This is a genomic window from Pseudoalteromonas sp. NZS100, assembly GCF_015864815.1.
Taxonomy (GTDB): Bacteria; Pseudomonadota; Gammaproteobacteria; order Enterobacterales; family Alteromonadaceae; genus Pseudoalteromonas; species Pseudoalteromonas distincta.
In genome coordinates this window covers 214,699-236,664 of record NZ_JADYWM010000004.1, presented here as the reverse complement: position 1 = coordinate 236,664, position 21,966 = coordinate 214,699, and the positions used below count along the sequence as shown (strand labels likewise).

17 protein-coding genes are annotated in these 21,966 nt (G+C 39.2%); 14 read left to right on the top strand and 3 right to left on the bottom strand.

Annotation, left to right across the window (positions count from 1 at the left end):
• Nucleotides 1-32 precede the first annotated feature (32 nt).
• The 7 genes from I6E69_RS06075 to I6E69_RS06045 all read left to right on the top strand — a co-directional run bounded on the left by I6E69_RS06075 (nucleotide 33) and on the right by I6E69_RS06045 (nucleotide 9,197).
• Nucleotides 33-1,298: an EAL and HDOD domain-containing protein gene (locus I6E69_RS06075; protein WP_197120827.1), complete on the top strand. Its 1,266-nt coding sequence runs from the start codon at nucleotides 33-35 to the stop codon at nucleotides 1,296-1,298.
• A 2-nt stretch (nucleotides 1,299-1,300) separates the two neighbouring features.
• Nucleotides 1,301-1,915 carry a paraquat-inducible protein A gene (locus tag I6E69_RS06070; protein WP_002957849.1) on the top strand — a complete coding sequence of 205 codons (615 nt, stop codon included), beginning with the start codon at nucleotides 1,301-1,303 and terminating at the stop codon, nucleotides 1,913-1,915.
• Nucleotides 1,916-2,009: 94 nt separating this feature from the next.
• Complete coding sequence (locus tag I6E69_RS06065) at nucleotides 2,010-2,372, top strand: hypothetical protein (protein ID WP_307734244.1); 363 nt, start codon at nucleotides 2,010-2,012, stop codon at nucleotides 2,370-2,372.
• A gap of 112 nt (nucleotides 2,373-2,484) precedes the next feature.
• Entirely contained in the window at nucleotides 2,485-3,861 is a 1,377-nt protein-coding gene (locus I6E69_RS06060) for a TolC family protein (RefSeq protein WP_197120826.1), read from the top strand.
• Nucleotides 3,851-5,413: an efflux RND transporter periplasmic adaptor subunit gene (locus tag I6E69_RS06055; protein WP_197120825.1), complete on the top strand. Its 1,563-nt coding sequence runs from the start codon at nucleotides 3,851-3,853 to the stop codon at nucleotides 5,411-5,413. The genes I6E69_RS06060 and I6E69_RS06055 overlap by 11 nt, the downstream gene beginning before the upstream one ends.
• A gap of 8 nt (nucleotides 5,414-5,421) precedes the next feature.
• Nucleotides 5,422-8,541 carry an efflux RND transporter permease subunit gene (locus I6E69_RS06050; protein ID WP_197120824.1) on the top strand — a complete coding sequence of 1,040 codons (3,120 nt, stop codon included), beginning with the start codon at nucleotides 5,422-5,424 and terminating at the stop codon, nucleotides 8,539-8,541.
• 200 nt (nucleotides 8,542-8,741) lie between these two features.
• Complete coding sequence (locus tag I6E69_RS06045; protein WP_197120823.1) at nucleotides 8,742-9,197, top strand: hypothetical protein; 456 nt, start codon at nucleotides 8,742-8,744, stop codon at nucleotides 9,195-9,197.
• 137 nt (nucleotides 9,198-9,334) lie between these two features.
• On the opposite strand, the gene I6E69_RS06040 is transcribed toward I6E69_RS06045, so the two are convergent.
• Complete coding sequence (locus I6E69_RS06040; protein WP_002957843.1) at nucleotides 9,335-9,841, bottom strand: glycine cleavage system protein R; 507 nt, start codon at nucleotides 9,839-9,841, stop codon at nucleotides 9,335-9,337.
• A gap of 381 nt (nucleotides 9,842-10,222) precedes the next feature.
• Between I6E69_RS06040 and I6E69_RS06035 the strand changes: the two genes are divergently transcribed.
• From I6E69_RS06035 to I6E69_RS06005, 7 genes are all read left to right on the top strand, one after another.
• The gene (locus I6E69_RS06035; RefSeq protein WP_033020494.1) at nucleotides 10,223-12,457 is read left to right on the top strand and encodes an ABC transporter permease subunit; all 2,235 of its coding nucleotides are present in this window, start codon (nucleotides 10,223-10,225) and stop codon (nucleotides 12,455-12,457) included.
• 15 nt (nucleotides 12,458-12,472) lie between these two features.
• Nucleotides 12,473-14,122, top strand: coding sequence for a phosphate ABC transporter permease PstA (gene pstA, locus I6E69_RS06030; protein WP_002957841.1), 1,650 nt, complete (start codon nucleotides 12,473-12,475; stop codon nucleotides 14,120-14,122).
• Between the two features lie 27 nt (nucleotides 14,123-14,149).
• Nucleotides 14,150-14,977 (top strand): phosphate ABC transporter ATP-binding protein PstB, encoded by an 828-nt coding sequence (gene pstB, locus I6E69_RS06025; protein WP_002957840.1) that lies wholly within the window; start codon nucleotides 14,150-14,152, stop codon nucleotides 14,975-14,977.
• Nucleotides 14,978-15,023: 46 nt separating this feature from the next.
• Entirely contained in the window at nucleotides 15,024-15,725 is a 702-nt protein-coding gene (gene phoU, locus I6E69_RS06020) for a phosphate signaling complex protein PhoU (protein WP_007586465.1), read from the top strand.
• A gap of 150 nt (nucleotides 15,726-15,875) precedes the next feature.
• Entirely contained in the window at nucleotides 15,876-16,553 is a 678-nt protein-coding gene (locus tag I6E69_RS06015) for a TIGR00153 family protein (protein ID WP_002957838.1), read from the top strand.
• A gap of 39 nt (nucleotides 16,554-16,592) precedes the next feature.
• Nucleotides 16,593-17,861: an inorganic phosphate transporter gene (locus tag I6E69_RS06010; protein WP_024597536.1), complete on the top strand. Its 1,269-nt coding sequence runs from the start codon at nucleotides 16,593-16,595 to the stop codon at nucleotides 17,859-17,861.
• An 82-nt stretch (nucleotides 17,862-17,943) separates the two neighbouring features.
• A complete protein-coding gene (locus tag I6E69_RS06005) occupies nucleotides 17,944-18,870 on the top strand; it encodes a hydrogen peroxide-inducible genes activator (protein ID WP_002957836.1) in 927 nt (308 codons plus the stop codon).
• 18 nt (nucleotides 18,871-18,888) lie between these two features.
• Here the strand turns inward: I6E69_RS06005 and I6E69_RS06000 are convergent, their stop codons facing one another.
• A complete protein-coding gene (locus I6E69_RS06000) occupies nucleotides 18,889-19,101 on the bottom strand; it encodes a hypothetical protein (RefSeq protein WP_002957835.1) in 213 nt (70 codons plus the stop codon).
• Nucleotides 19,102-19,292: 191 nt separating this feature from the next.
• Nucleotides 19,293-21,824, bottom strand: a complete 2,532-nt coding sequence (locus I6E69_RS05995) for an EAL domain-containing protein (RefSeq protein ID WP_197120822.1) — start codon at nucleotides 21,822-21,824, stop codon at nucleotides 19,293-19,295.
• Nucleotides 21,825-21,966 lie beyond the last annotated feature (142 nt).

The following is a 21,966-nucleotide window of genomic DNA, read 5'->3' as shown; positions in this document are numbered from 1 at the left end:
TTGCCATCTTTTATTTATAGGTTTAGAGCCAAGTGAAATTACATAACATACCTGATGAAGCACAAAAAATAACTCAGTTTGTTGCGCGGCAACCTATTTTTGATATAGACCAAAATGTTTTCTCGTACGAATTGCTTTATAGAGACTCAGCCAATAATGCGTTTCCTGTAGGCACTTCTGATGTCCATGCGACAAGCCGCCTGTTTTTTAATGCTTTAATGTTGGTTGGTTTAGATAGACTTACCGCACATCATTTAGCTTTTATAAACTTGTCATCAGAAACTATTCTCGATAACTTCCCCAAACTTTTATTGCCAGAAAATAGTGTTATTGAAATAGTGGAGCGCACGGGTAATATTCCTGTGGTGGCTGAGCGTGTGCAAGAACTTAAAAAAGAAGGCTATGTTTTTGCACTTGATGATTACGATGGCGATCCAAAATGGGAGCCACTGTTAGCACATGTTGATTACATAAAAATTGAGATAGATGATCCGGTTATTAAAACCAATATGCGCATTAAAAAAATAAAACGCGCAAATCCACATGCAAAAATAATTGTTGAACGAATAGAGACGCATGAACAATTTAATGTATTAAAATTGGCTGGCTGCGATTTATTTCAGGGGTTCTTTTTTTCTCGCCCAGAAATGATTACGTATAAAGGTGTAGAGCCTTCAAAGCTAACCGTTTTTGATCTATTGCGTTTTACAGCAAAAGAAACACTTTGCTTTAAAGAAGTTCATCAACGAGTGGCCAGAGATGTCGCCATAACAGCGAGGGTTTTAAAGCTAGCTAACGCGCGTTCAGGCAAAGCAAATTTAGTCATTACGTCTATTTCACAAGCGGTTATTTATTTAGGTGAGGACACAATAAGACAATTTGTTCGCGTATTAGCAATTAGTGAGTTGGGGGTCGAAAAACCAACCGAATTAACTAAGCTTGCTTTAACGCGGGCTCAATTTATGTCGCTAATATTGGAGCAAGATAATAAAGAGTTGACCGAGCAAGGGTATCTGGTGGGTTTGTTCTCGGTGCTTGATGCTATTTTAGATGCTGAATTAAAAGATATAGTTAAAGAGTTTACTTTAGATGCTGCAATATCTGATGCGTTACTATTAGAGAGCGGCATTTTAGGGAACTGTTTATCGCTTATAAAAGAGTTTGAATTAGATAATATAGATGAAGCTATGGTCCATTTGGCCAACATAAACTCAGAGCTGCATATTGGCGATATATTTAATTTTTTATTGGATGCTGTTTTATACAGTGATGACATTATTGAGGCAATAGCAGAATAAATATGCGTAATTGGTTGTCGGTTATAAGTGTAGTGGTTGCTCTTTGTTTATTATTTCCTGGTATTACAAAACCAGTATTAACAATAGAGGGCAACATAGATAAATCAAAACTAGCGCAAGCGGGCATTGAAATGCTTGCTGAAGAGGGCGATGGTCGAACTCGCAGTATGCTAATGATGTTCTCGAATATGCTAGGGCTTGATAAGTTAGAGGGCGAGATTAGCGCCTATAACAAAACACAAAGTATTTTAGGCACAGTTAAAGAGCTTGCTAGCAATAATAATTTATTTGTAGCTGCTTTAGTGGGTTTGTTTTCTATTGTTATTCCAAGCTTGAAGCTGCTATTACAATTGCTTTATTGTTGCCTACCTTTGAATGGGTTGAAGCAAAAGCTCGGTCTGGTTATTTGTGCATTAAGTAAGTGGAGCATGGTTGATGTATTTGTTATTGCATTAATAGTGACTTACCTAGCAGGTAACGCTCATGGTAAAAGTGGTGAGCTACTTGTTATGAATGCCCAATTTGGTGAGGGCTTTTGGTATTTTAGCGCATATTGTATATTTGCAATTATAGCGAGTAACTTAATTAAAACACCTGAAAAACCGCAGTCTACATAATTAAAGTATTTGTGGTTGCCGTTAGGTTATCTTACAATCATTTTAAAATTTATTAAAAGGCATAATGTTGCAACGTTTTTACTCTAGTTTACTCATGATAACTTTACTGCTCACTTTTGTGGGTCAGGCAGTTGCGTCTGTAGCTATGGTATGCGAAATGCCACATATGCCAACGAAAACAGCAATGCATGCCCAAATGCCAATGACACAAAGTAGTGATACAACAGCTGTCGCTAGCATGTCTGAAAATATGATGCAGATGGATTGTTGCGACGACGAAAGTACGCCACAAAATGATTGCAAATGCCCTATCAGTGGCTGCGCTGCTAATTCAATGCTTAATGTTGATACTTTATTTAGCGTTACTTTACTTGAATCTGAAAAAGTAAATATAAGTGTATTTACTACACAAATTAATATACCTCGTTCACTCTACCGCCCTCCCATGTCTGCTTAATAGCAGGATAGGTGTATGTAAAAATTGCGGTAACCCCGTTTATTGGTAATTCCTAAACACCTTTTTTGCTTCCTAATTTAAGAATTTCTTTTATTTTTAGATGGAGCAGGTGATGAACCACGCTGTAAGTATTAAAGCCGTATTATGTAGTGTTGTGTTATTTAGCACAGCTGTTAATGCGCAAAACAATTCAAATAACCTAAATATCGATACGCTAAAGCAAGCCCGCAATGAGCAAACGCTTAGCTTAACGCAAGCGCTTAATTATGCACTAACGCATGAGCCATGGCTAAAAGCGAGTGGCTACCAAGAAGATGCCACAATAGCGCAAAGTATTGCCGCAGGCACCTTACCCGATCCTGTTTTAACGGTTGGCTTACTTAACTTACCTACTAACGGTTATGCGTTTGATCAAGAAGGGATGACGCAGCTTAAAGTCGATTTGAGCCAAAAGTTTAGCCGAGGGGATAGTTTAGCACTTAAACAAAAGGCATTAGCTCAGTCTGCTCAACAATATCCTTGGCAGCGCGCCGATCGCTTAGCACAAGTAAAAGCAATTGTGATTGAGTCGTGGTTAAACGCGTATCGTGCTCAGCGAAGTATTGCTTTAATTGAGCAAGATAAAGGGCTATTTACTCAGCTTATTGAAATTACCGAAGCAAGCTACGCAAGTACCTTAGGTAAAACACGCCAGCAAGATATTATTCGTGCGCAATTAGAGCTCACTCGCCTTGAAGATAAGCTGGTTATGCTTGAGCAGCAATTTGAAAGTGCTAAAAACCGTTTAGCACAGTGGTTACCTATGAATATGCTTATGCAGCCTTTAAACACCGAGTTTACTAAAACCACAGGGCTTGTTGATTTTGAAAACCTTGAATTTGATAAATTAATACAGTTGCTTATGGCGCACCCCGCAATTATTGCGATAGATAAAACCGTCACCGCAAAGCAAACCGAAGTTGCACTCGCCAAGCAAAGTTACAAACCTCAAATGGGCGTTAATGTGGGTTATGGTTACCGAGATGATACGCCTATGGGGGAGTCGCGAGCTGATTTACTTTCAGTAGGATTTAGCATTGATTTGCCATTGTTTACTGATAACAGACAAGATCAACAGGTTGAATCGGCTATTGCTAGTGCAGAAGCTACTAAAACACAAAAGCTGGTGGCGCTTCAAAAACTCAAAGGCATGTACTTTAAGGAGTTTAGCCAACTCGCTCGTTTGCAAAAACGCGATGCGCTTTATCAAAATACGTTATTACCGCAAATGTCAGAGCAATCTCAAGCAACACTAAATGCTTATACGCGCGACGATGGGGATTTTTCTGACGTGATGCGCGCGCGTATTAGTGAGCTTAACGCCAAAATAGACGCGCTTAATATTCAAGTAGATCAGCATATTATTACCGCTCGCCTTAATTATTATGCAAGTAGCTTAGACCCCCAAGTAATGGCAGGACAAACTGGAGAATTACATAGTGAATACTAATTTAAAGTTATTTGTTGCCGCCTTAGTCGGTGCGGGCGCATTTGCGTTAATTGGCGCCTTAGTAATGCAGTTTTTACCTAGTAACTCGGCAATGCATGAACAGCAAAGCGCTGAAAAACAGCCCTTATATTGGGTAGCCCCTATGGATAGTAATTACAGGCGTGACGCGCCAGGGCTGTCGCCAATGGGAATGGATTTAGTCCCTGTATATGAAAACGATAGCAACGCTCAGGATGGACCAGGTGCAGTAACTATTTCGCCTGCAGTCATTAATAACTTGGGTGTAAGAACTGCCAAAGTAGAGCTTAAAACACTTCACAGCGATATAAATACTGTGGGGTATGTGCAATATAACCAAGACCAACTTATTCACATTCATCCGCGTGTAGAAGGCTGGATTGAAAGCTTGTACGTTAAAGCGCAGGGTGCACAAGTTAAAGCCGGTGAGCCTTTATATACTTTGTATTCACCACAATTGGTGAATGCACAGGAAGAGTTTTTATTGGCAGTGAATCGTAATAATACCGTGTTAATTCGCGCAGCAAAGGCACGTTTAGAGTCGTTAAATGTGTCTGATGGATTTATTGAACGCTTACAAAAAAATAAAAAGATAATGCAAAATATTACTTTTTACGCAAAGCAAAGTGGTGTGGTAGATGAGCTAACAGTACGAGAAGGCTTTTACGTTAAACCAGGCACATCAATGATGAGTATTGCCCAGCTTGATGAAATTTGGGTAGAGGCCGAAGTGTTCGAGCGCCAATCAGAACAAGTGAGCGTTGGTTTACCTGTAACGATGACGCTTGATTACTTAAAAGGTCAAAAGTGGGAAGGTAAGGTTGATTACATTTACCCCGCGCTTGATGCTAAAAACCGGACTCTGCGTGTAAGGCTCAGGTTTGAAAATGCAGATCATCGGTTAAAACCAAATATGTTTGCACAAGTGAGCATTCACGCTAAAGCGAGTAAGGCGCAATTTACAGTCCCTAAAGAAGCGGTAATTCGCACGCAGCATCAAAACCGTGTGGTTATTGCATTAGGTGAGGGTCGTTTTAAATCGGTAGAAGTCGAAGTTGGGCAAATTAATAGTAATGAAGCGGTCATTTTGTCAGGTGTGACGACAGGTGACACGGTAGTGACCTCAGCGCAATTTTTAATAGATTCTGAGTCAAGTAAGAGCTCCGACTTTAAACGAATGGAAATGCCTAGTTCTAGCATTAGCTCAGGTATGAGCTCGGATTCTGGTTCAGGCTTTAATATGAACATGGATATGCTGCCACAAAGCGCCACGGTTAACGGCACTATTAATGCCATAGATACACAAAATCGCATTATAAATATTAGCCGAGAAGCCATTGAAAAATGGAATCGAGAACCCGCCACAATGGACTTTGTATTAGCGCCAGATATTGATATTACCAAGTTTGAAAATGCCCAGTATATTAATTTTACTTTTAGCATTATTAATGATGAATTTGTAATTACTAACGCGCAAAACGCAGAGGCGATTGATCATTCTACTATGCAACCTATGCAACACAGTTCTCACTAGGAGCCATTATGATAACTGCCATTATTCGCTGGTCTGTTGGCAATCGCTTTTTTGTGTTGTTGCTTACATTAATTTTACTGGGTGGAGGATTGTTTGCACTAAAAAATACGCCCGTGGATGCCTTGCCTGACTTATCTGATGTTCAGGTCATTATAAAAACTACTTACCCGGGGCAAGCGCCGCAAGTAGTGCAAGACCAAGTCACATTTCCTCTCACCACAGCAATGCTTTCTGTGCCGGGTGCGCAAACCGTAAGAGGTTTTTCGTTTTTTGGTGACTCGTACGTTTACGTTATTTTTGATGAAAAAACTGATTTGTATTGGGCGCGTAGCCGAGTACAAGAATACCTAAGCCAAGTAGCGAGTAGATTACCCGATAGCGCTACGCCAGAGCTTGGTCCTGATGCAACAGGCGTAGGTTGGATTTACTTATACGCACTGGTTGATAAAACAAATAAACACGATATTAGTCAGCTACGAAGCTTACAAGATTGGTTTTTAAAGTTTGAGCTACAAACCGTACCAGGAGTCTCTGAAGTGGCTGCTGTTGGTGGCATGGTTAAGCAATACCAAGTCAATGTAGAGCCTGATAAATTACGCGCATATGGTATCCCGCTTAGCCTTATTCAAACGGCTATTCAACAAGGCAACCAAGAGATGGGTGCCTCGGTAGTTGAAATGGCTGAAGCAGAATACATGGTAACAAGCACCGGCTACATTAAAAGTGTTGCCGACCTAGAAGCTATTCCGCTTGGTGTAAACGCCAACGGTACTGCGCTGCAATTGCGTGATGTAGCTGATATTAGAGTCGGGCCGCAAATGCGCCGTGGTATTGCAGAGCTTAATGGCGAAGGCGAAGTGACCGGCGGCATCGTTATTATGCGCTATGGCGAAAATGCACAAAAAACTATTGAGCTGGTAAAAGCAAAATTAGAATCGCTTAAAAAGGGATTACCAGAGGGTGTTGAAATAGTCCCTGTGTACGATCGCTCCAACTTAATTAATAACGCGGTAGATAATCTAACAAGTAAGCTAATTGAAGAGCTGATTGTAGTTGCTTTAGTGTGTGTGGTGTTTTTGTTTCATGTGCGCTCATCGCTGGTGGCGATTATTACATTACCGCTTGGGATTTTAACGGCATTTATAATTATGTATTGGCAGGGGATTAACGCCAATATTATGTCTTTAGGGGGAATTGCAATAGCGATAGGCGCAATGACTGATGGCGCTATCGTCATGATTGAAAATATGCACAAACATATGGAAAAAACGCCACTTACCAACGAAAACCGCTGGGAGGTTGTGGCTAAATCGGCGAGTGAAGTGGGTCCTGCATTATTTTTTAGTTTATTAATTATTACCGTCAGCTTTATGCCGGTATTTATTTTAGAAGCGCAAGAAGGACGTATGTTTGCGCCACTGGCTTACACTAAAACCTATGCTATGGCAGCGTCTGCTGGGCTTGCGATTACCTTAGTGCCGGTATTAATGGGTTACTTTATTAGAGGTAAAGTTATTTCGGAGCAAAAAAATCCAGTTAACCGATTACTCGTCGCAGCGTATCGCCCACTACTTAACTGGGTGCTTAAATTTCCAAAAATGACATTGGTACTCGCGGTGGTTGTTTCTGTTATTGGCTTTTACCCGGTAAACAAAATAGGCAGTGAATTTATTCCGCCACTCGATGAGGGCGACTTAATGTATATGCCCACAACGTATCCTGGTTTATCGGTAGGTAAAGCGCGCGAAATACTACAGCAAACCGACAAGCTAATTGCCACAGTACCCGAGGTTAAAACAGTATTTGGTAAAGTTGGGCGAGCAGAAACAGCAACAGATCCTGCGCCGCTTACAATGATAGAGACGTTTATTCAGTTAAAACCAAAAAACGAATGGCGCGAGGGGATGACTCTTGAAAAACTTAAAAAAGAACTCGACGGTTTGGTTAAGTTTCCGGGGTTGACTAATGCGTGGGTAATGCCAATTAAAACACGTATTGATATGCTCGCAACCGGTATTAAAACTCCCGTGGGCATTAAAGTTGCGGGACCAAAGTTGAGTGAAATTCAAAAAATTGGTCAACAAATAGAAGTGCTTTTAAAAGATGTGCAAGGCACCGCATCGGTTTACTCAGAGCGAGTAGCAGGTGGGCGTTATATAAAAGTAGATATAAATCGTGAAAAAGCGGCGCGTTATAGTTTAAACATTAGCGACGTACAGCAAGTTGTATCTACTGCAATAGGTGGTACAAACGTAACTCAAACCGTAGAAGGGCAAGAGCGCTACCCTGTTAATTTACGTTATCCGCAAGCATACAGAGACTCGCCAGAAGAGCTAATGTTGTTACCCATTGTAACGCCTACAGGGCAGCGTATAGCACTTGGTGATGTAGCCGATGTATTTATTGAAGATGGACCGCCTGGTATAAAAAGCGAAAATGCACGTTTAAACGGTTGGAGTTTTATTGATATAGATGGCGTTGATATCGGTACTTACGTTGAGAACGCTCAGCAAGTGCTCGATAAAGACCTAATACTACCAGCTGGCTACTCAATTACGTGGGCTGGGCAGTATGAATACATGCAGCGCGCTAAAGACAAACTGACTTATGTATTACCACTTACATTAGCGATTATTATTGTATTGCTTTACCTTAATTTTAGAAGCTTTGCTGAGGTCACTATTATTATGGCCACGTTGCCACTGGCAATGATTGGTGGCGTATGGCTAATGTATTTAGAGGGCTTTAACTTTTCAGTTGCAGTGGGTGTAGGTTTTATTGCCTTAGCTGGGGTAGCGGTAGAGATAGGGGTCATTATGTTGGTGTATTTAAACCAAGCCTATCAAGAAAAATGCATCGAAGCAGAGCAGACTGGTAAGCCACTTAGTTTAGTGCAATTACAGCAAGCTATTATTGAAGGTGCAGGGCTTCGAGTACGCCCGGTTATGATGACTGTCGCGACAATTATTATCGGTTTATTACCTGTACTTTATGGCACGGGCACCGGAAGCGAAGTAATGAGTCGAATAGCTGCGCCTATGGTTGGCGGTATGGGTAGTGCAATTGTACTCACCTTACTTGTTATTCCTGCTGTTTACTTGCTGTGGCGCAAACAAGGACTTAAATAATATAAAACAACAAGACGATAGAGCAATGCTGTTACTACTCACGCATTGCTCTATAAAAATTACCTATAATTTGTAAGTTATTCTATTAAATTGCTAATTAATATTCGCTTTAAAATTAACCTTCTGTTTTTAAATGGTTTTTTAATTGGCACGCTTTACGCAATGTAGTACCTATACAGTCAACTAAGTAAGGAATGCACATGCAAGTTAAAACAATTAAAGAGGTATACGATTGGACCGTTTTGTTTCATACGCAAATGGCGGCTAATTTTCATAGCGTAAAGGATTTACTCGATGAACATAATGCAATGCTGGTGGACTACTACCTAAATTACGAAAAAATACTCGCTGAAGATTTAGTCGGGTTTAAAGCGATAACCGAAATAAATACGCTCGATACGTACTGTTATGAATACTTTGCTAAAAATCCTGAGCTAATTACTTTCGAAGACATTAGTAAAGACCAGCAATTTGATGAGAAAGTTATTCAAGCTTATTTATCAGAGCAGCATCAAAAGGTAATTGAATTATACGAATACTTACTTGAGCGCGCTGAAACTCAAAGTGGCCAAGAAAAGCTGCAACAAATACTAGAGCTGGAAAAGCAAGGTATAAAGCAAATGATGCAAAGTACGAATCGTCATATGGATATGTAGCTTTATAAGATAACTATTTAAAATAGCCGATGCTTGCATCGGCTTATTTTATGTCTGCGTTAAATAACCCGCAGAGGGCTTTGATAAACTGGCTAAAATAATATGCGTGTCAACAGTGTGGCACGCACATAGGGATGTCAAACTTCTTCTGTATCTACAATTAAATCACTTGTTATTGATTCCAATGCTTCAATGACTTCATCTTTATTCATACCATTGGGTAAAGTAACGGTAGCAACAGCGCTAAAAATAGGCACCCCCCAATTAGGCGCACTTTGCTGCCTTGAATTTAAATGAGTAATGTTAGCGCCTTTGTGGCGTATTACACTCGCCAACTCTTGAACAATACCTGGGCGATCGTTACCTGTAATAACCAGATTGATTTGTTCTAATGTTGATGGTTCAATTTCTGTGTTTCCGGTTTCAATTCGAACGTCTAACTTAGGTAACTTATTTAAAGCGCTTTGTAATGATTGAAAGTGTTCCTCAGCAACTTCAAGTTGAATAATACCTGCAAAATGACCTAATAAATGGCTTAAGTTACTGCTTAGCCAGTTGCCATGATTTTGTAACACGACGGATGAGATACTCTCTACTAAACCAGGGCGATCTTGCCCTAGAATAGTTATAACCAACTGCTTCATAAATAATTCTCTTTTTAAGCCCAAAGAAAGTAAATGCATAGGCATTAAGTGTATTGTCTAATCTAAATTGTGTGTTGTTGCACTTTTTATAAATCGTTGATTTTAAAATAATAAAAATGAATATGGTTGTGTTGACTATACGTGGTATTAATAGTCATTCTTATTTAGTAAGTACTCTTTTAGTATTGACCTCGATAAATGCTTTGTCCAATTATTTTATAATTTAGTTCACTTAAAAATCATCTATATGAGACTTATTTAGCGATTTTCTTCGCTAGTTTTATTTAAAACCGTTTTAACGTGCTTATTATTACTGCTGTAACATTACTGTCATCTTGATGAAATATAATTTATACAACGTTAAGATTTAAGGGTGTTTTGATGACTTCAAATCCGAATAAACCGACTTTTAATACGGATCGAAGCCGTCTATTTAAAGATCGGTTTGCCAAATTTGGTATAACCGCAGGTGGGATAATGGTATTGGTAGCACTGCTATTAATATTCTTTTACCTTCTTTATGTAGTACAGCCAATTTTTGAATCAGCAAAAGTAGAAAAACGCGATAGCTTTCAGGTCGCTAATTCGCAGCAAATAGCAGGCCTTGGTGTAGAAGAGCAAACTGAAGTTGCTTATTTATTAAGTCAGCAAGGGCAGGTTGATTTTTACAGTGTGCAAGATGGCAGCTTTGGTAAAAAGCTTAAAACATTAAACGCCGAGCTACCAAGTGATGCAACAAGCTTTGCAACTAGCGCGCCTTTTCAAGGGCATTATGCGTTTGGTTTAAAAGATGGCACTGTAATGGTCGTAGCACCTAAATTTTTGGTCACCTTTCCTAATAACGAGCGTAAATTAACGCCTCGTTTAGACTTTCCTCTTGGGGAAATGGCTCTGGAAGTAGATGAACAAGGCGCAGCTATTAAACGCTTTGCATTTAGCCACTATGAAGACAGAACAGCCGTTGTCGCACTTACAGAAGACAAACGGGTGCTGTTTAGCAGTTTTGTTGCTGAAGAGAATATGTTTACTGGCGAAGTTGAGTGGGTTGTTGAGCGCACAGAGCTAGATGTTGAAGGGCGTGTAGATGAGCTATTAATGTCGCCAGATACAACCCGTACTTTTGTACGTTCTGCTAATCAAGTTTACGTATACGATACACGTGACCCAAGTGATGTAGAGCAAATTCAGCTACTTTCAGCTAACGAAGAAAATGCCAATATTGTATCTGCACAATTACTAGCAGGTGCAAACTCATTAATGCTTGCCAATGATAACGGCGAAGTTTCGCAGTGGTTTGAAGTTAACACTGACACTGGCCGCGAATATCAAAAAATACGTTCATTTGAAACGACTAAGCAAAGTAAATTAAATGTATTTACAGAGTTCTACCGTCGTACTTTTTTTACGACCAGCAGTAACGGTGAGCTTGGGGTGTACTACACAACAAGCGAAGCAAAATTATGGCAAGGTAAAGTAAGTGAAGGCGCAATACAAAACTTTGCAATTTCACCGCGTTCAAATGCTGCATTAATTTTAGCGGATAACAAACTAACAGTATTAGAAATACATAACGAGCATCCAGAAGTTACTTGGTCAGCGCTTTGGCAAGAAGTGTGGTACGAAGGTTACCCAGAGCCAGGTTATATATGGCAGTCAACATCAGCCAGTGATGACTTTGAATCTAAGTTTTCATTAGTTCCAATTTCGTTTGGTACATTAAAAGCAGCCCTTTACGCGATGTTATTTGCAGTGCCTATTGCGCTTTCGGCGGCAATTTACACGGCATACTTTATGTCGAGTAAATTACGTAAGGTAGTTAAGCCTACTGTTGAAATAATGGAAGCATTACCCACCGTTATTTTAGGTTTTTTAGCCGGTCTTTGGTTAGCTCCATTGATAGAAGAGCACTTACCTGCAATTGTTGGGTTACTCATATTATTACCTTTAGGTATGTTAGCGACAGGTTTAGCTTGGACTAAATTACCAACCAAAATTCGTCATCGAATTCCTGAAGGATCTCATTCAATTATCCTTATTCCGGTCGTTTTACTTATTGGCTGGTTTTCGTTTGCGATGAGTGAATTTGTTGAGCTTTGGATGTTTGACGGCAATGTACGTCAGTACTTAACAAATGAGCTAGGTATGACATTCGATCAACGTAACTCGCTGGTTGTAGGTATTGCGATGGGGTTTGCAGTTATTCCAACTATATTCTCAATTGCAGAAGACGCCGTATTTAGTGTTCCAAAGCATTTATCAAATGGCTCATTAGCATTAGGTGCAACACAGTGGCAAACACTAATACGTGTTGTATTACTAACAGCAAGCCCTGGTATTTTCTCTGCGGTAATGATGGGACTTGGCCGCGCCGTTGGCGAAACCATGATTGTACTTATGGCAACGGGTAATACACCGATTATGGATTGGAGCATTTTCCAAGGTATGCGTACGCTTGCAGCAAATATTGCAGTTGAAATGCCTGAGTCAGAAGTAGGTAGTTCGCATTACAGAATATTGTTCTTAGCGGCCTTTGTACTATTCATATTCACATTCATTTTTAACACAGTCGCTGAGTTTGTTCGCCAGCAACTGCGTGAAAAATATAGCTCAATGTAAGCGGAGAGACATGACATGGTAAAGCAGTGGTTTAAGTCTGGTTCTCCTTGGATTTGGATGACCGGTGGTGCAGTGAGCATCAGTTTAATTTCAGTTTTAGGCTTATTAGCAATGATAGCCTGGAAAGGATTAAGTTTTTTCTGGCCTTCAGAAGTTGTGCAGTTTGAACTTGAAGGGTCAATTTCAAAACAAACCGTTATTGGCGAAGTTTATGACCGTGAATTAGTACCAAAAACGCGTTTAGCCGCGACAGGTATTGACGTTAGCGGATTTGAAAAAGAAGAAATAGAGCGCTTACTTATTAAAACAGGTAATCGTGAGTATGTAGATTTAGACTTTCGTTGGATATTGGAAACCGACATTAAAAATAAAACAACGCCAGCAACGCTTGCTGTATTTGAGCGTAGTAAAAACGGTAATTTTTATGGTTATGTTGAAAGTGTAATTAAAGATGGTAAACCAGTCGAAGGCGATAAAATTGAAGCTCTACATGAACTTGTAGAGCGTGCCGTGGATTTAAACGACGAAGCACTTGATTTACAAAATGGTGACATTGGGCATATTAACTATGAGCTTGAGCGTCTTCGTTTAAAAGAAAAGGGCTACTTACTAGATAACGCACTCACTGATGAACGTGTTGCTGAGCTTGCTCAAGAGCGTGCTGAATTACGTGCGCAGTATGGTGTACTTGAAAAAGATTTATTTGCACTACGTAAACAAGCTAAACGTGACCACGTAACTGTAAAAGATATGCGCGGTGAAGTAGTTACGATTCCAATGTATCAAGTACTTGATGTTTGGTTTCCAAATGATATGGGCTTTTTTGCAAAGCTAGGGCACTACTTTGTGCAGCTAGGTAAGTTTGTATCTGATGACCCACGAGAAGCAAATACAGAGGGCGGTGTTTTCCCTGCTATATTTGGTACTGTGTTTATGGTTATGCTGATGGCTGTAATAGTGACGCCGTTTGGTGTTGTTGCTGCAATTTACTTACACGAGTATGCCGCTAAAAATGCAGTCACTAAGATGATTCGTATTGCGGTGATTAACTTGGCCGGTGTGCCTTCAATTGTGTACGGTGTATTTGGCCTCGGCTTTTTTGTATACATGTTAGGTGGTAGCTTAGACCAATTATTTTACCCTGAAGCGGCCCCAACGCCAGTATTTGGTACGCCAGGTGTAATGTGGTCGGCGTTAACGCTTGCTATATTAACTTTGCCAGTTGTTATTGTATCGACTGAGGAAGGCTTATCTCGTATTCCAAGTACCGTACGTGACGGTTCGCTAGCGCTTGGCGCAACAAAGGTTGAAACGTTATGGCGCATAATTATTCCAATGGCAAGCCCTGCAATTATGACTGGTTTAATACTGGCAGTTGCGCGTGCTGCAGGTGAAGTTGCACCCTTAATGTTAGTAGGCGTTGTAAAAATGGCCCCTACATTACCACTTGATGGTAACTTCCCGTATTTTCACTTAGATAGAAAGTTCATGCACTTAGGCTTTCATATATACGATGTTGGCTTCCAAAGCCCTAATGTTGAAGCGGCACGTCCGCTGGTATACGCCACTGCCTTTTTATTGGTGTCGGTGATTATTACCCTAAACATAACGGCCATTGGTATACGTAACCATTTACGTGAAAAATTCAGATCGCTTGAACACTAATTAGTAAAGATTTTATAGGTAACAAAAATGATTACAGTCGCTCCACAAGTAAACCAAGCTAATATTGGTCAAAAGTTAGACCTAGAAAATTTAACGGATGATCAAAAAGCGCTAGAGATTAAAGACCTCGATCTTTACTACGGTGATAAGCAGGCGCTTAATAAAGTAAATATGAACATTCCTAAAGGCCAAGTAACTGCGTTTATCGGGCCGTCTGGGTGTGGTAAATCAACATTACTGCGTTGTATTAATCGCATGAATGATTTGGTTGATATTTGCCGTATTGAAGGTGAAATATTACTCCATGGTCAAAATATTTACGATAAGAGCGTAGATGTAGCAGCACTTCGTCGTAATGTAGGCATGGTGTTCCAGCGCCCTAATCCATTTCCTAAATCAATTTATGAAAATGTAGTTTATGGCCTGCGCTTACAAGGCATTAAAGAGAAACGTAAATTAGATGAAGTAGTAGAGCAATCACTTCGTGGTGCTGCTTTGTGGGATGAAGTAAAAGATAGATTGCACGATAGCGCGTTTGGCTTATCGGGTGGTCAGCAACAACGTTTAGTTATAGCTCGCTCAATTGCAATTGAGCCTGAGGTACTTTTACTTGATGAACCAACATCAGCACTCGACCCTATTTCTACTTTGGTAATCGAAGAGCTAATAAACGATTTAAAAAACAAATTTACCGTTGTTATTGTTACACACAACATGCAACAAGCAGCGCGTGTATCTGATCAAACAGCCTTTATGTATATGGGCGAATTGATTGAATACTCAGACACAAATACCTTATTTACTACACCAACGAAGAAAAAGACTGAAGATTACATTACCGGTCGTTACGGTTAATTAGCCCGTTATAGCGTGTTGTACAAGATTAAGAGAGAAGGTAACTATGGAACATAATATTAATAAGCATATTTCTGGGCGCTTTAACCAAGAACTAGAAAATGTACGTAACCATGTATTGAGTATGGGTGGCTTAGTTGAGCAGCAATTAAATAGCGCGCTTGATGCGGTGAGTCGTAACGATGCTGAGCTTGCTCAAAAGGTACGTCAGAACGATTACAAAGTAAATGCAATGGAAGTCAGCATTGATGAAGAATGTACGCGTATCATTGCTCGTCGTCAGCCTGCAGCAAGTGACTTACGTTTAGTGATTGCAATTGCAAAAACTATTGCAGATTTAGAACGTATTGGCGATGAAGCTGAGCGAATTGCTAAAGTTGCACTAGACTCATTTACTAAAGATCAACAAGACTTGCTAGTAAATATTGAGAATATGGGCCGCCAAGTTTTAAAGATGTTACATGATGTACTAGACGCATTTGCACGTATGGATGTGCAGCGCGCATTTCAAGTACATAAAGAAGATGCAAAAGTTGACCGTGAATATGAAGCTATCACACGTCAAATAATGACTTATATGATGGAAGATCCACGCTCAATCCCTAAAATTATGGACTTAGTTTGGTCTGTTCGTTCATTAGAGCGCATAGGGGATCGCTGTCAAAATATTGCGGAATACATTATTTATTTTGTAAATGGCAAAGATATTCGTCATACATCTCAAGAAGATATAGAAAAATCGCTATAATTTTTTACCTATTTTTCTTTTTTATTAAAGCGGCTTAGTGCCGCTTTGTGCATTGCAAGCCTTAGTGAAGTAATAAAAAGCGTTCACAATCTTGGTTAATACTGTAAAATTCATGCTGCAAAGCATATCAATTTGATTAAAGGGTCAGTTATGCCTACAAACGCGTTTTTAGGAGTATTTGCAAAATCTCCTATCAAACCAATGGAAGAACACATCAAGAAGGTTCATCAAGCAAGTAAAGCCTTGATACCTTTTTTTAATCACGTATTTAAAGAAGAGTGGGTACAAGCTGAAGAGCTTCGCATCACTATTCGCAATTTAGAACGTGAAGCTGATGATATGAAAAGAGATATACGTTTACAATTACCACGTGGTTTATTCATGCCGGTAGAGCGTACAGATCTTCTCGAATTAGTAACTCAACAAGATAAAATTGCCAATAAAGCAAAAGATATTGCAGGGCGAGTGATTGGTCGTGAAATGACCATTCCAAAAGTTATGCAAGCTGATTTCTTAGCTTACTTAACCCGTTGTGTAGATGCGACTAAACAAGCATCTAAAGCAATTAACGAATTAGAAGAATTGCTAGAAACGGGTTTTAAAGGTCGAGAAGTCACCTTAGTAGAAAAAATGTTAGTTGAATTGGATGCCATAGAACAAGACACGGACGAAATGCAGATAAAAGTACGCCGCCAGCTACGTGATGTAGAGGGTGAGTTAAATCCAATTGATGTTATGTTTTTGTACAAAATCATTGAATGGGTTGGCGAGCTTGCAGATATTGCAGAGCGCGTAGGATCACGTCTTGAGCTGATGTTAGCTCGTTAATTTAAAATCAGTTCAAACACGAAAGATTAAGGTTTTACAATGGATATCATTGCATCTTACGGCACGGTATTAATTTTAATTGCCGCAGCAGTCGGCTTTTTTATGGCTTATGGTATTGGCGCGAACGACGTAGCGAACGCCATGGGTACATCTGTAGGTTCAAAAGCGCTAACAATCAAACAAGCTATTTTTATAGCGATGATTTTTGAATTTGCAGGCGCCTATTTAGCAGGTGGTGAGGTTACATCAACAATTCGTAAAGGAATTATTGATGCAGCACCATTTGCAGATATTCCGGAATTAATGGTTCTGGGTATGATTTCGTCTTTATTTGCAGCCGGTGCTTGGTTATTAATGGCCTCGTTCTTAGGTTGGCCTGTATCTACAACTCACTCAATCATTGGTGCAATCATTGGTTTTGCGTTAGTTGCAGTAGGTACTGAGGCGATTCAATGGGATAAAGTAGGTGGTATTGTAGGTAGTTGGATTATAACACCTGCCATATCAGGCTTTATTGCATACTTAATATTCATGAGTGCACAAAAACTTATTTTTAATACAGATGCACCACTAAAAAATGCTAAACGTTATGTCCCTCTTTATATGGGCTTAGCAGGTTTTATCATGGCATTGGTTACAATTAAAAAGGGCTTAAAGCACGTTGGTATAGACCTAGGCTCAGCTGAAGGCTATGCACTGTCAGTAGGTGTTGCAATAGTTGTTGCTGTGATTGGTAAAATTGCCATATCTCGCTTAAATATTGATCCAAAAGCAGATAAACAAATGCAGTTCAACAATGTTGAAAAAGTATTTGCTGTTCTTATGGTACTAACAGCATGTTGTATGGCATTTGCACATGGTTCTAATGACGTTGCTAATGCAATTGGTCCACTAGCAGCTGTTGTAAACATTGTTGAAAACAATGGTGAAATTGCTAAAAAAGCAGCTATTGCTTGGTGGATTCTACCTCTAGGTGGTTTTGGTATTGTTGCTGGTCTTGCTATTTTAGGCAAAAAAGTAATCAAAACAATCGGTGAAGGTATTACACATTTAACACCTAGCCGTGGTTTTGCTGCTGAACTAGCTGCTGCTTCTACCGTTGTTATTGCCTCAGGTACTGGTATGCCAATCTCTACTACTCAAACCCTAGTGGGTGCGGTATTAGGTGTAGGTATGGCACGTGGAATTGGCGCGCTTAACATGGGCGTTATCAGAAACATTGTAGTTTCTTGGGTAATTACATTGCCAGTTGGCGCTGCCCTTGCTATTGTTATTTTCTACGTACTAAGAACCGCATTTGGGGTTTAATAAAAAAGTACTCAAAGACTTTTAGCTTGAAAAGATCTCAATGCCCTAGGTGTTGGGGTCTTTTTATTTGTGGAAAGAAAAAATGACTAACCTTCCAAGTATTAAACAACTACAGTATTTATTAGCTGTTCATCAACATCAGCACTTTGGCAGAGCCGCTAGTGCCTGCTTTATAGGACAATCTACTTTAAGTAGCGCTATTCAAAATCTTGAAGAAACACTAGGCTGTCAGCTAATTGAGCGTGAAAATCGCAGCCTTATGTTTACCAGTATTGGTGAAGAAGTTGTTGAGCGTTCTCGTAAAATAATTAACGATACAATTAGTTTAAAAGAGCTTACAAAAAGCTTTTTAACACCACTAAGTGGTAAGCTGACTGTGGGTGTTATACCTACAATTGCAAGCTTTATAGCGGCTCCGCTTTATCATTTTTGTAAAGAAACCTTTTGTGATTTAGAGCTGGTATTAATTGAAGATACGAGTGACAAGCTACTGGATAAACTTGAACATGGGCATATTGATTTAGCGCTACTTGCACTGCCGTACGAAACAGATAAATTTCATACACAAGTATTGGCAAAAGATCAGTTTAGTTTAGTGCACCATAAGGATTACAGCGCTGCAAAGGGCGTAGTCGACTTTAATCTATTACCAGAGGCTAGCGTATTCTTATTAGAGCGCGAGCACTGCATGACGGGCCATGCGCTTAGTGCATGTCATTTAAACCGTGCCAGTTGTATTAACCCATTTGAAGCTGCAAGCTTACATACTCTATTAAGCATGGTTGAGCATCAGCTCGGGGTGACTTTTTTACCACAGATGGCGATTAATGCGGGTATTTTAGATAATAAAAATATGGTGGCTACACCATCACAAAGTGATGCATATAGAGATATTGGTATCTTGTGGCGTAAAACTACGGGCCGAATTCGAGACTTTAGGCTATTTAGTCAACAGCTTGAGGTGTTTTTAAAGCGTCAATGTAGTTTAGATTTTTCTAAAGCAGAATAATAAGTGAACTAAAGCAGCCTACAAAGGCTGCTTTTGATTTTGAAGATGACTTTCAAAAGGCTCAAGTTCAGGTAAAAATAATAAATAAATCCATACCACCAAGTTAAAGTAAGGCACGCAGCCTAATACAGTAAAAACCTTAACTGGGTAGCCTTTAATATTCGCGTAGCGGTAGCACTGATACGCGATTGCAAAATGTATAATCAGTAATAACATAACTAGTTGTGTCATACCTTCTTCCTTAAAAGCTTAAATAGCTTTGAAACCCACTATAAATATCGGTACTACGCCGCCAAAAGGTAATGTCATGTTTTTAAAGTGAAATACATAAAAAGTCACGACATTTTTTATTTGATGCTGAAAGTATAGGCAAGAAAGGTAATATTGGTAGTAATAAAATGATTAAAATTGTTTAATTTTGTTTATTTTGGGCTAGCTTGTTGTTGGTAAAACGTTTTATTTTTAGAAATTTTTTCGAGTTCATCTTTTACTTTTTCAACAGGTATTGGGCGTGCAATAAAGTAGCCTTGCCCATAATCAACACCAATTTCTTTTAGTGCAAAAAATATCTCTTCGTTTTCAACGTACTCAGCTACAGAGCGCTTATCGAGAGACCGACTAATATCATTTATTGCTTTTACTAACGCTAAATCTATAGGGTCATTGAGCATATCACTGACAAATGAGCCGTCAATTTTCACATGCTGTGCTGGTAGCTGTTTTAAATAATTAAATGTACTAAATCCAGTTCCAAAATCATCGATAGAAAAATGACAGCCTAAGCTATTAAGCTTCTCAATCATTTTACGAGTGGCCTTTAGGTTATTAATACTCGCAGATTCAGTTATTTCAAAAATTATCCGCGAAGCAGGCACGTTATACTTTTCAAGGTTTGATTCAATTAATGGCAATAAGCGTTCATCTAAGAACGATTGTGCAGACAAATTGATAGCAACTTGGTTTAACTCTGGGTGCTTAGATACACAAGCAATAGCATTACGTATAACGCATTGATCCATCAAAAATGTGTCGTTAAGCATTTCTAAAGAGGGAATAAACTGATTTGGGTATACGAGTTCACCTTTTAGTTTTAAGCGTAAAAGCGCTTCAAAATAAGCAACTTTACACTCTTTAAAATCCCAAATAGGTTGGTAATGTAGTTCAATATTATCTTGCTGTAGTGCTTGGCGAATTTCGTGGCCCCATTCAAGCCCTGTTTGTAGTGTATTGTTTTGAGCATCTTCTTTTGAATAGCAATGTACTAAGTTACGCCCTAGGTTTTTGGCAATATACAAAGCAATATCGGCTTGTTTTAAACACTCATTAGGGTCGTTATTTTGTGTCGTGATTTGAGTTAAACCAATAGAGCAGCTAATAGTGTATATCTGATCTTCTGATTTAAAAGCATGTTTTTCTATCGCACTACACACACCTTCTGCAATAAGGTGTGCATCCAGTAAATTCATATTGGTAAGTATGACTGCAAATTCATCCCCACCAATTCTGCATACCAGGTGATCGTCGCCAATATTTGCTTTAAATAATTGCGCCACTTCTTTTAAAACTATATCGCCCTGATGATGGCCTTTACTGTCGTTTATTATTTTAAAGTGATCGAGGTCAATATAAATAACAGCATGCTCTATGCCATCATAGGTGTATTTATCTTGGCATATTTTATTAAGCTGTTGATCAAAATAATAACGATTATGTAAACCAGTTAATGGGTCATGGTGTGCTAAATGACGTAGTTGAATCTCAGCTTGCTTTCGTTCGTGTATATTGTCGATAGTTGCGGTTATAGTCGCGTTATTACGACTATTTTTTATTAGCTGCAATCTGCATTCAACCCAAATTAAATTGCCATTTTTGTGGGTTAACTTTACTTCTATTTGTTGCTGTTGCTTACCACCGTGTAAAATATCGTTGATAGTGTAGTCAAGCCTTTCTTTATCTTCGTTATTACAATAAGCGCTTAATGGGTTTTGTAGTGATGATTTAACACCAAAACCGCTTAATGTTTCCCATGCGGGGTTAATAAAACGAATATTACCTTGCTGATCGAGCTCTAAAACAACTGTATTTAAGTGCAATAAAATACGCTGATGAGCTGAAAATAACTCTTTGTAACGCACTTCGCTCACGCTCAATTGTTCTACTTTGTAAGCAAATTCAGCATAACTCACCATAAAATCTTCACGTCGTGCGGCGTGGTCACAGACTTTGTTTAAAAATGAAGGATCGTAAGGGGCTCTGATAAAGTCGGTAACACCCGAAAGCAAAAGCTGCTCAGCGTAATCGGCATCGTCACTTTCTATAATTGTAACAATAGCTTGTTTAGAATTGTGCTGGAGGATTTCTTCAACGAGTACACTCGAGCTCTCTGCACTTGATGTAGTGGCATCGAGTAGCACAATTGAAAACTGTTGTTGGTTATAAGCGTTAAGTGCCGCTTTAGCTGAAGTTACGTGAGTGATAGCAAAGTTTAACTTTAACTGTTCACTTATTTTGTCGGCCGTATTTTGAAGTGGCTCTAATAATAATAAATTTAGCCGGCTACTTTTTTCTAAGTGAGTAGATAAAACATTCGCAAGTACTTGAGGGAGCATATCTTTGTGCTCAAACGGTAGTACAGCATCTATCCCATAGCTTCGGGCTGTTGTTTCGGCAATCCGCTCACAGTAAATTGGCGGAATAAGTAAGATTGGTGTGTTTTTTGATGTTTTTAATAACCCTGAGCGGATCATCCTAGAAAAGCGCCAGCCATCAATTTTACCAACATTAATGCCCGTTATTATAATATCAACAGGGTGTTGTTTTAAAAGCTTTAAAGCTTGTTGACTGTCTTGGGCATCAATAAAGATAAATACATTTAAGCTATCTAAAGTGCCCTTAATCGCGCGACGTTCAGCACTACTTGCGTTTAATATTAGCAATTTAAGCTGGTTTGGCACGAGTTGAACACCCCTAATATAACTTATAATAATTTAGCCGAACAAGAATAGTGACATTTAACCATAAGAACAAGAGAATTTAATGGCAAACACGCAAACAGACATTATAAGTTTGGCTGATTTCTTGAGCTTAATATCCGAT

What these genes read in the sequence shown, in the direction of transcription:
- I6E69_RS06060 (WP_197120826.1), top strand. Translation starts at nt 2,485, where the DNA reads ATGAACCACGCTGTAAGTATTAAAGCCGTATTATGTAGTGTTGTGTTA.
- I6E69_RS06035 (WP_033020494.1), top strand. Translation starts at nt 10,223, where the DNA reads ATGACTTCAAATCCGAATAAACCGACTTTTAATACGGATCGAAGCCGT.
- phoU (WP_007586465.1), top strand. Translation starts at nt 15,024, where the DNA reads ATGGAACATAATATTAATAAGCATATTTCTGGGCGCTTTAACCAAGAA.
- I6E69_RS06015 (WP_002957838.1), top strand. Translation starts at nt 15,876, where the DNA reads ATGCCTACAAACGCGTTTTTAGGAGTATTTGCAAAATCTCCTATCAAA.
- I6E69_RS06005 (WP_002957836.1), top strand. Translation starts at nt 17,944, where the DNA reads ATGACTAACCTTCCAAGTATTAAACAACTACAGTATTTATTAGCTGTT.
- I6E69_RS06050 (WP_197120824.1), top strand. Translation starts at nt 5,422, where the DNA reads ATGATAACTGCCATTATTCGCTGGTCTGTTGGCAATCGCTTTTTTGTG.
- pstA (WP_002957841.1), top strand. Translation starts at nt 12,473, where the DNA reads ATGGTAAAGCAGTGGTTTAAGTCTGGTTCTCCTTGGATTTGGATGACC.
- I6E69_RS06000 (WP_002957835.1), bottom strand. Translation starts at nt 19,101, where the DNA reads ATGACACAACTAGTTATGTTATTACTGATTATACATTTTGCAATCGCG.
- I6E69_RS06045 (WP_197120823.1), top strand. Translation starts at nt 8,742, where the DNA reads ATGCAAGTTAAAACAATTAAAGAGGTATACGATTGGACCGTTTTGTTT.
- I6E69_RS06010 (WP_024597536.1), top strand. Translation starts at nt 16,593, where the DNA reads ATGGATATCATTGCATCTTACGGCACGGTATTAATTTTAATTGCCGCA.
- I6E69_RS06070 (WP_002957849.1), top strand. Translation starts at nt 1,301, where the DNA reads ATGCGTAATTGGTTGTCGGTTATAAGTGTAGTGGTTGCTCTTTGTTTA.
- I6E69_RS06065 (WP_307734244.1), top strand. Translation starts at nt 2,010, where the DNA reads ATGATAACTTTACTGCTCACTTTTGTGGGTCAGGCAGTTGCGTCTGTA.
- I6E69_RS06040 (WP_002957843.1), bottom strand. Translation starts at nt 9,841, where the DNA reads ATGAAGCAGTTGGTTATAACTATTCTAGGGCAAGATCGCCCTGGTTTA.
- pstB (WP_002957840.1), top strand. Translation starts at nt 14,150, where the DNA reads ATGATTACAGTCGCTCCACAAGTAAACCAAGCTAATATTGGTCAAAAG.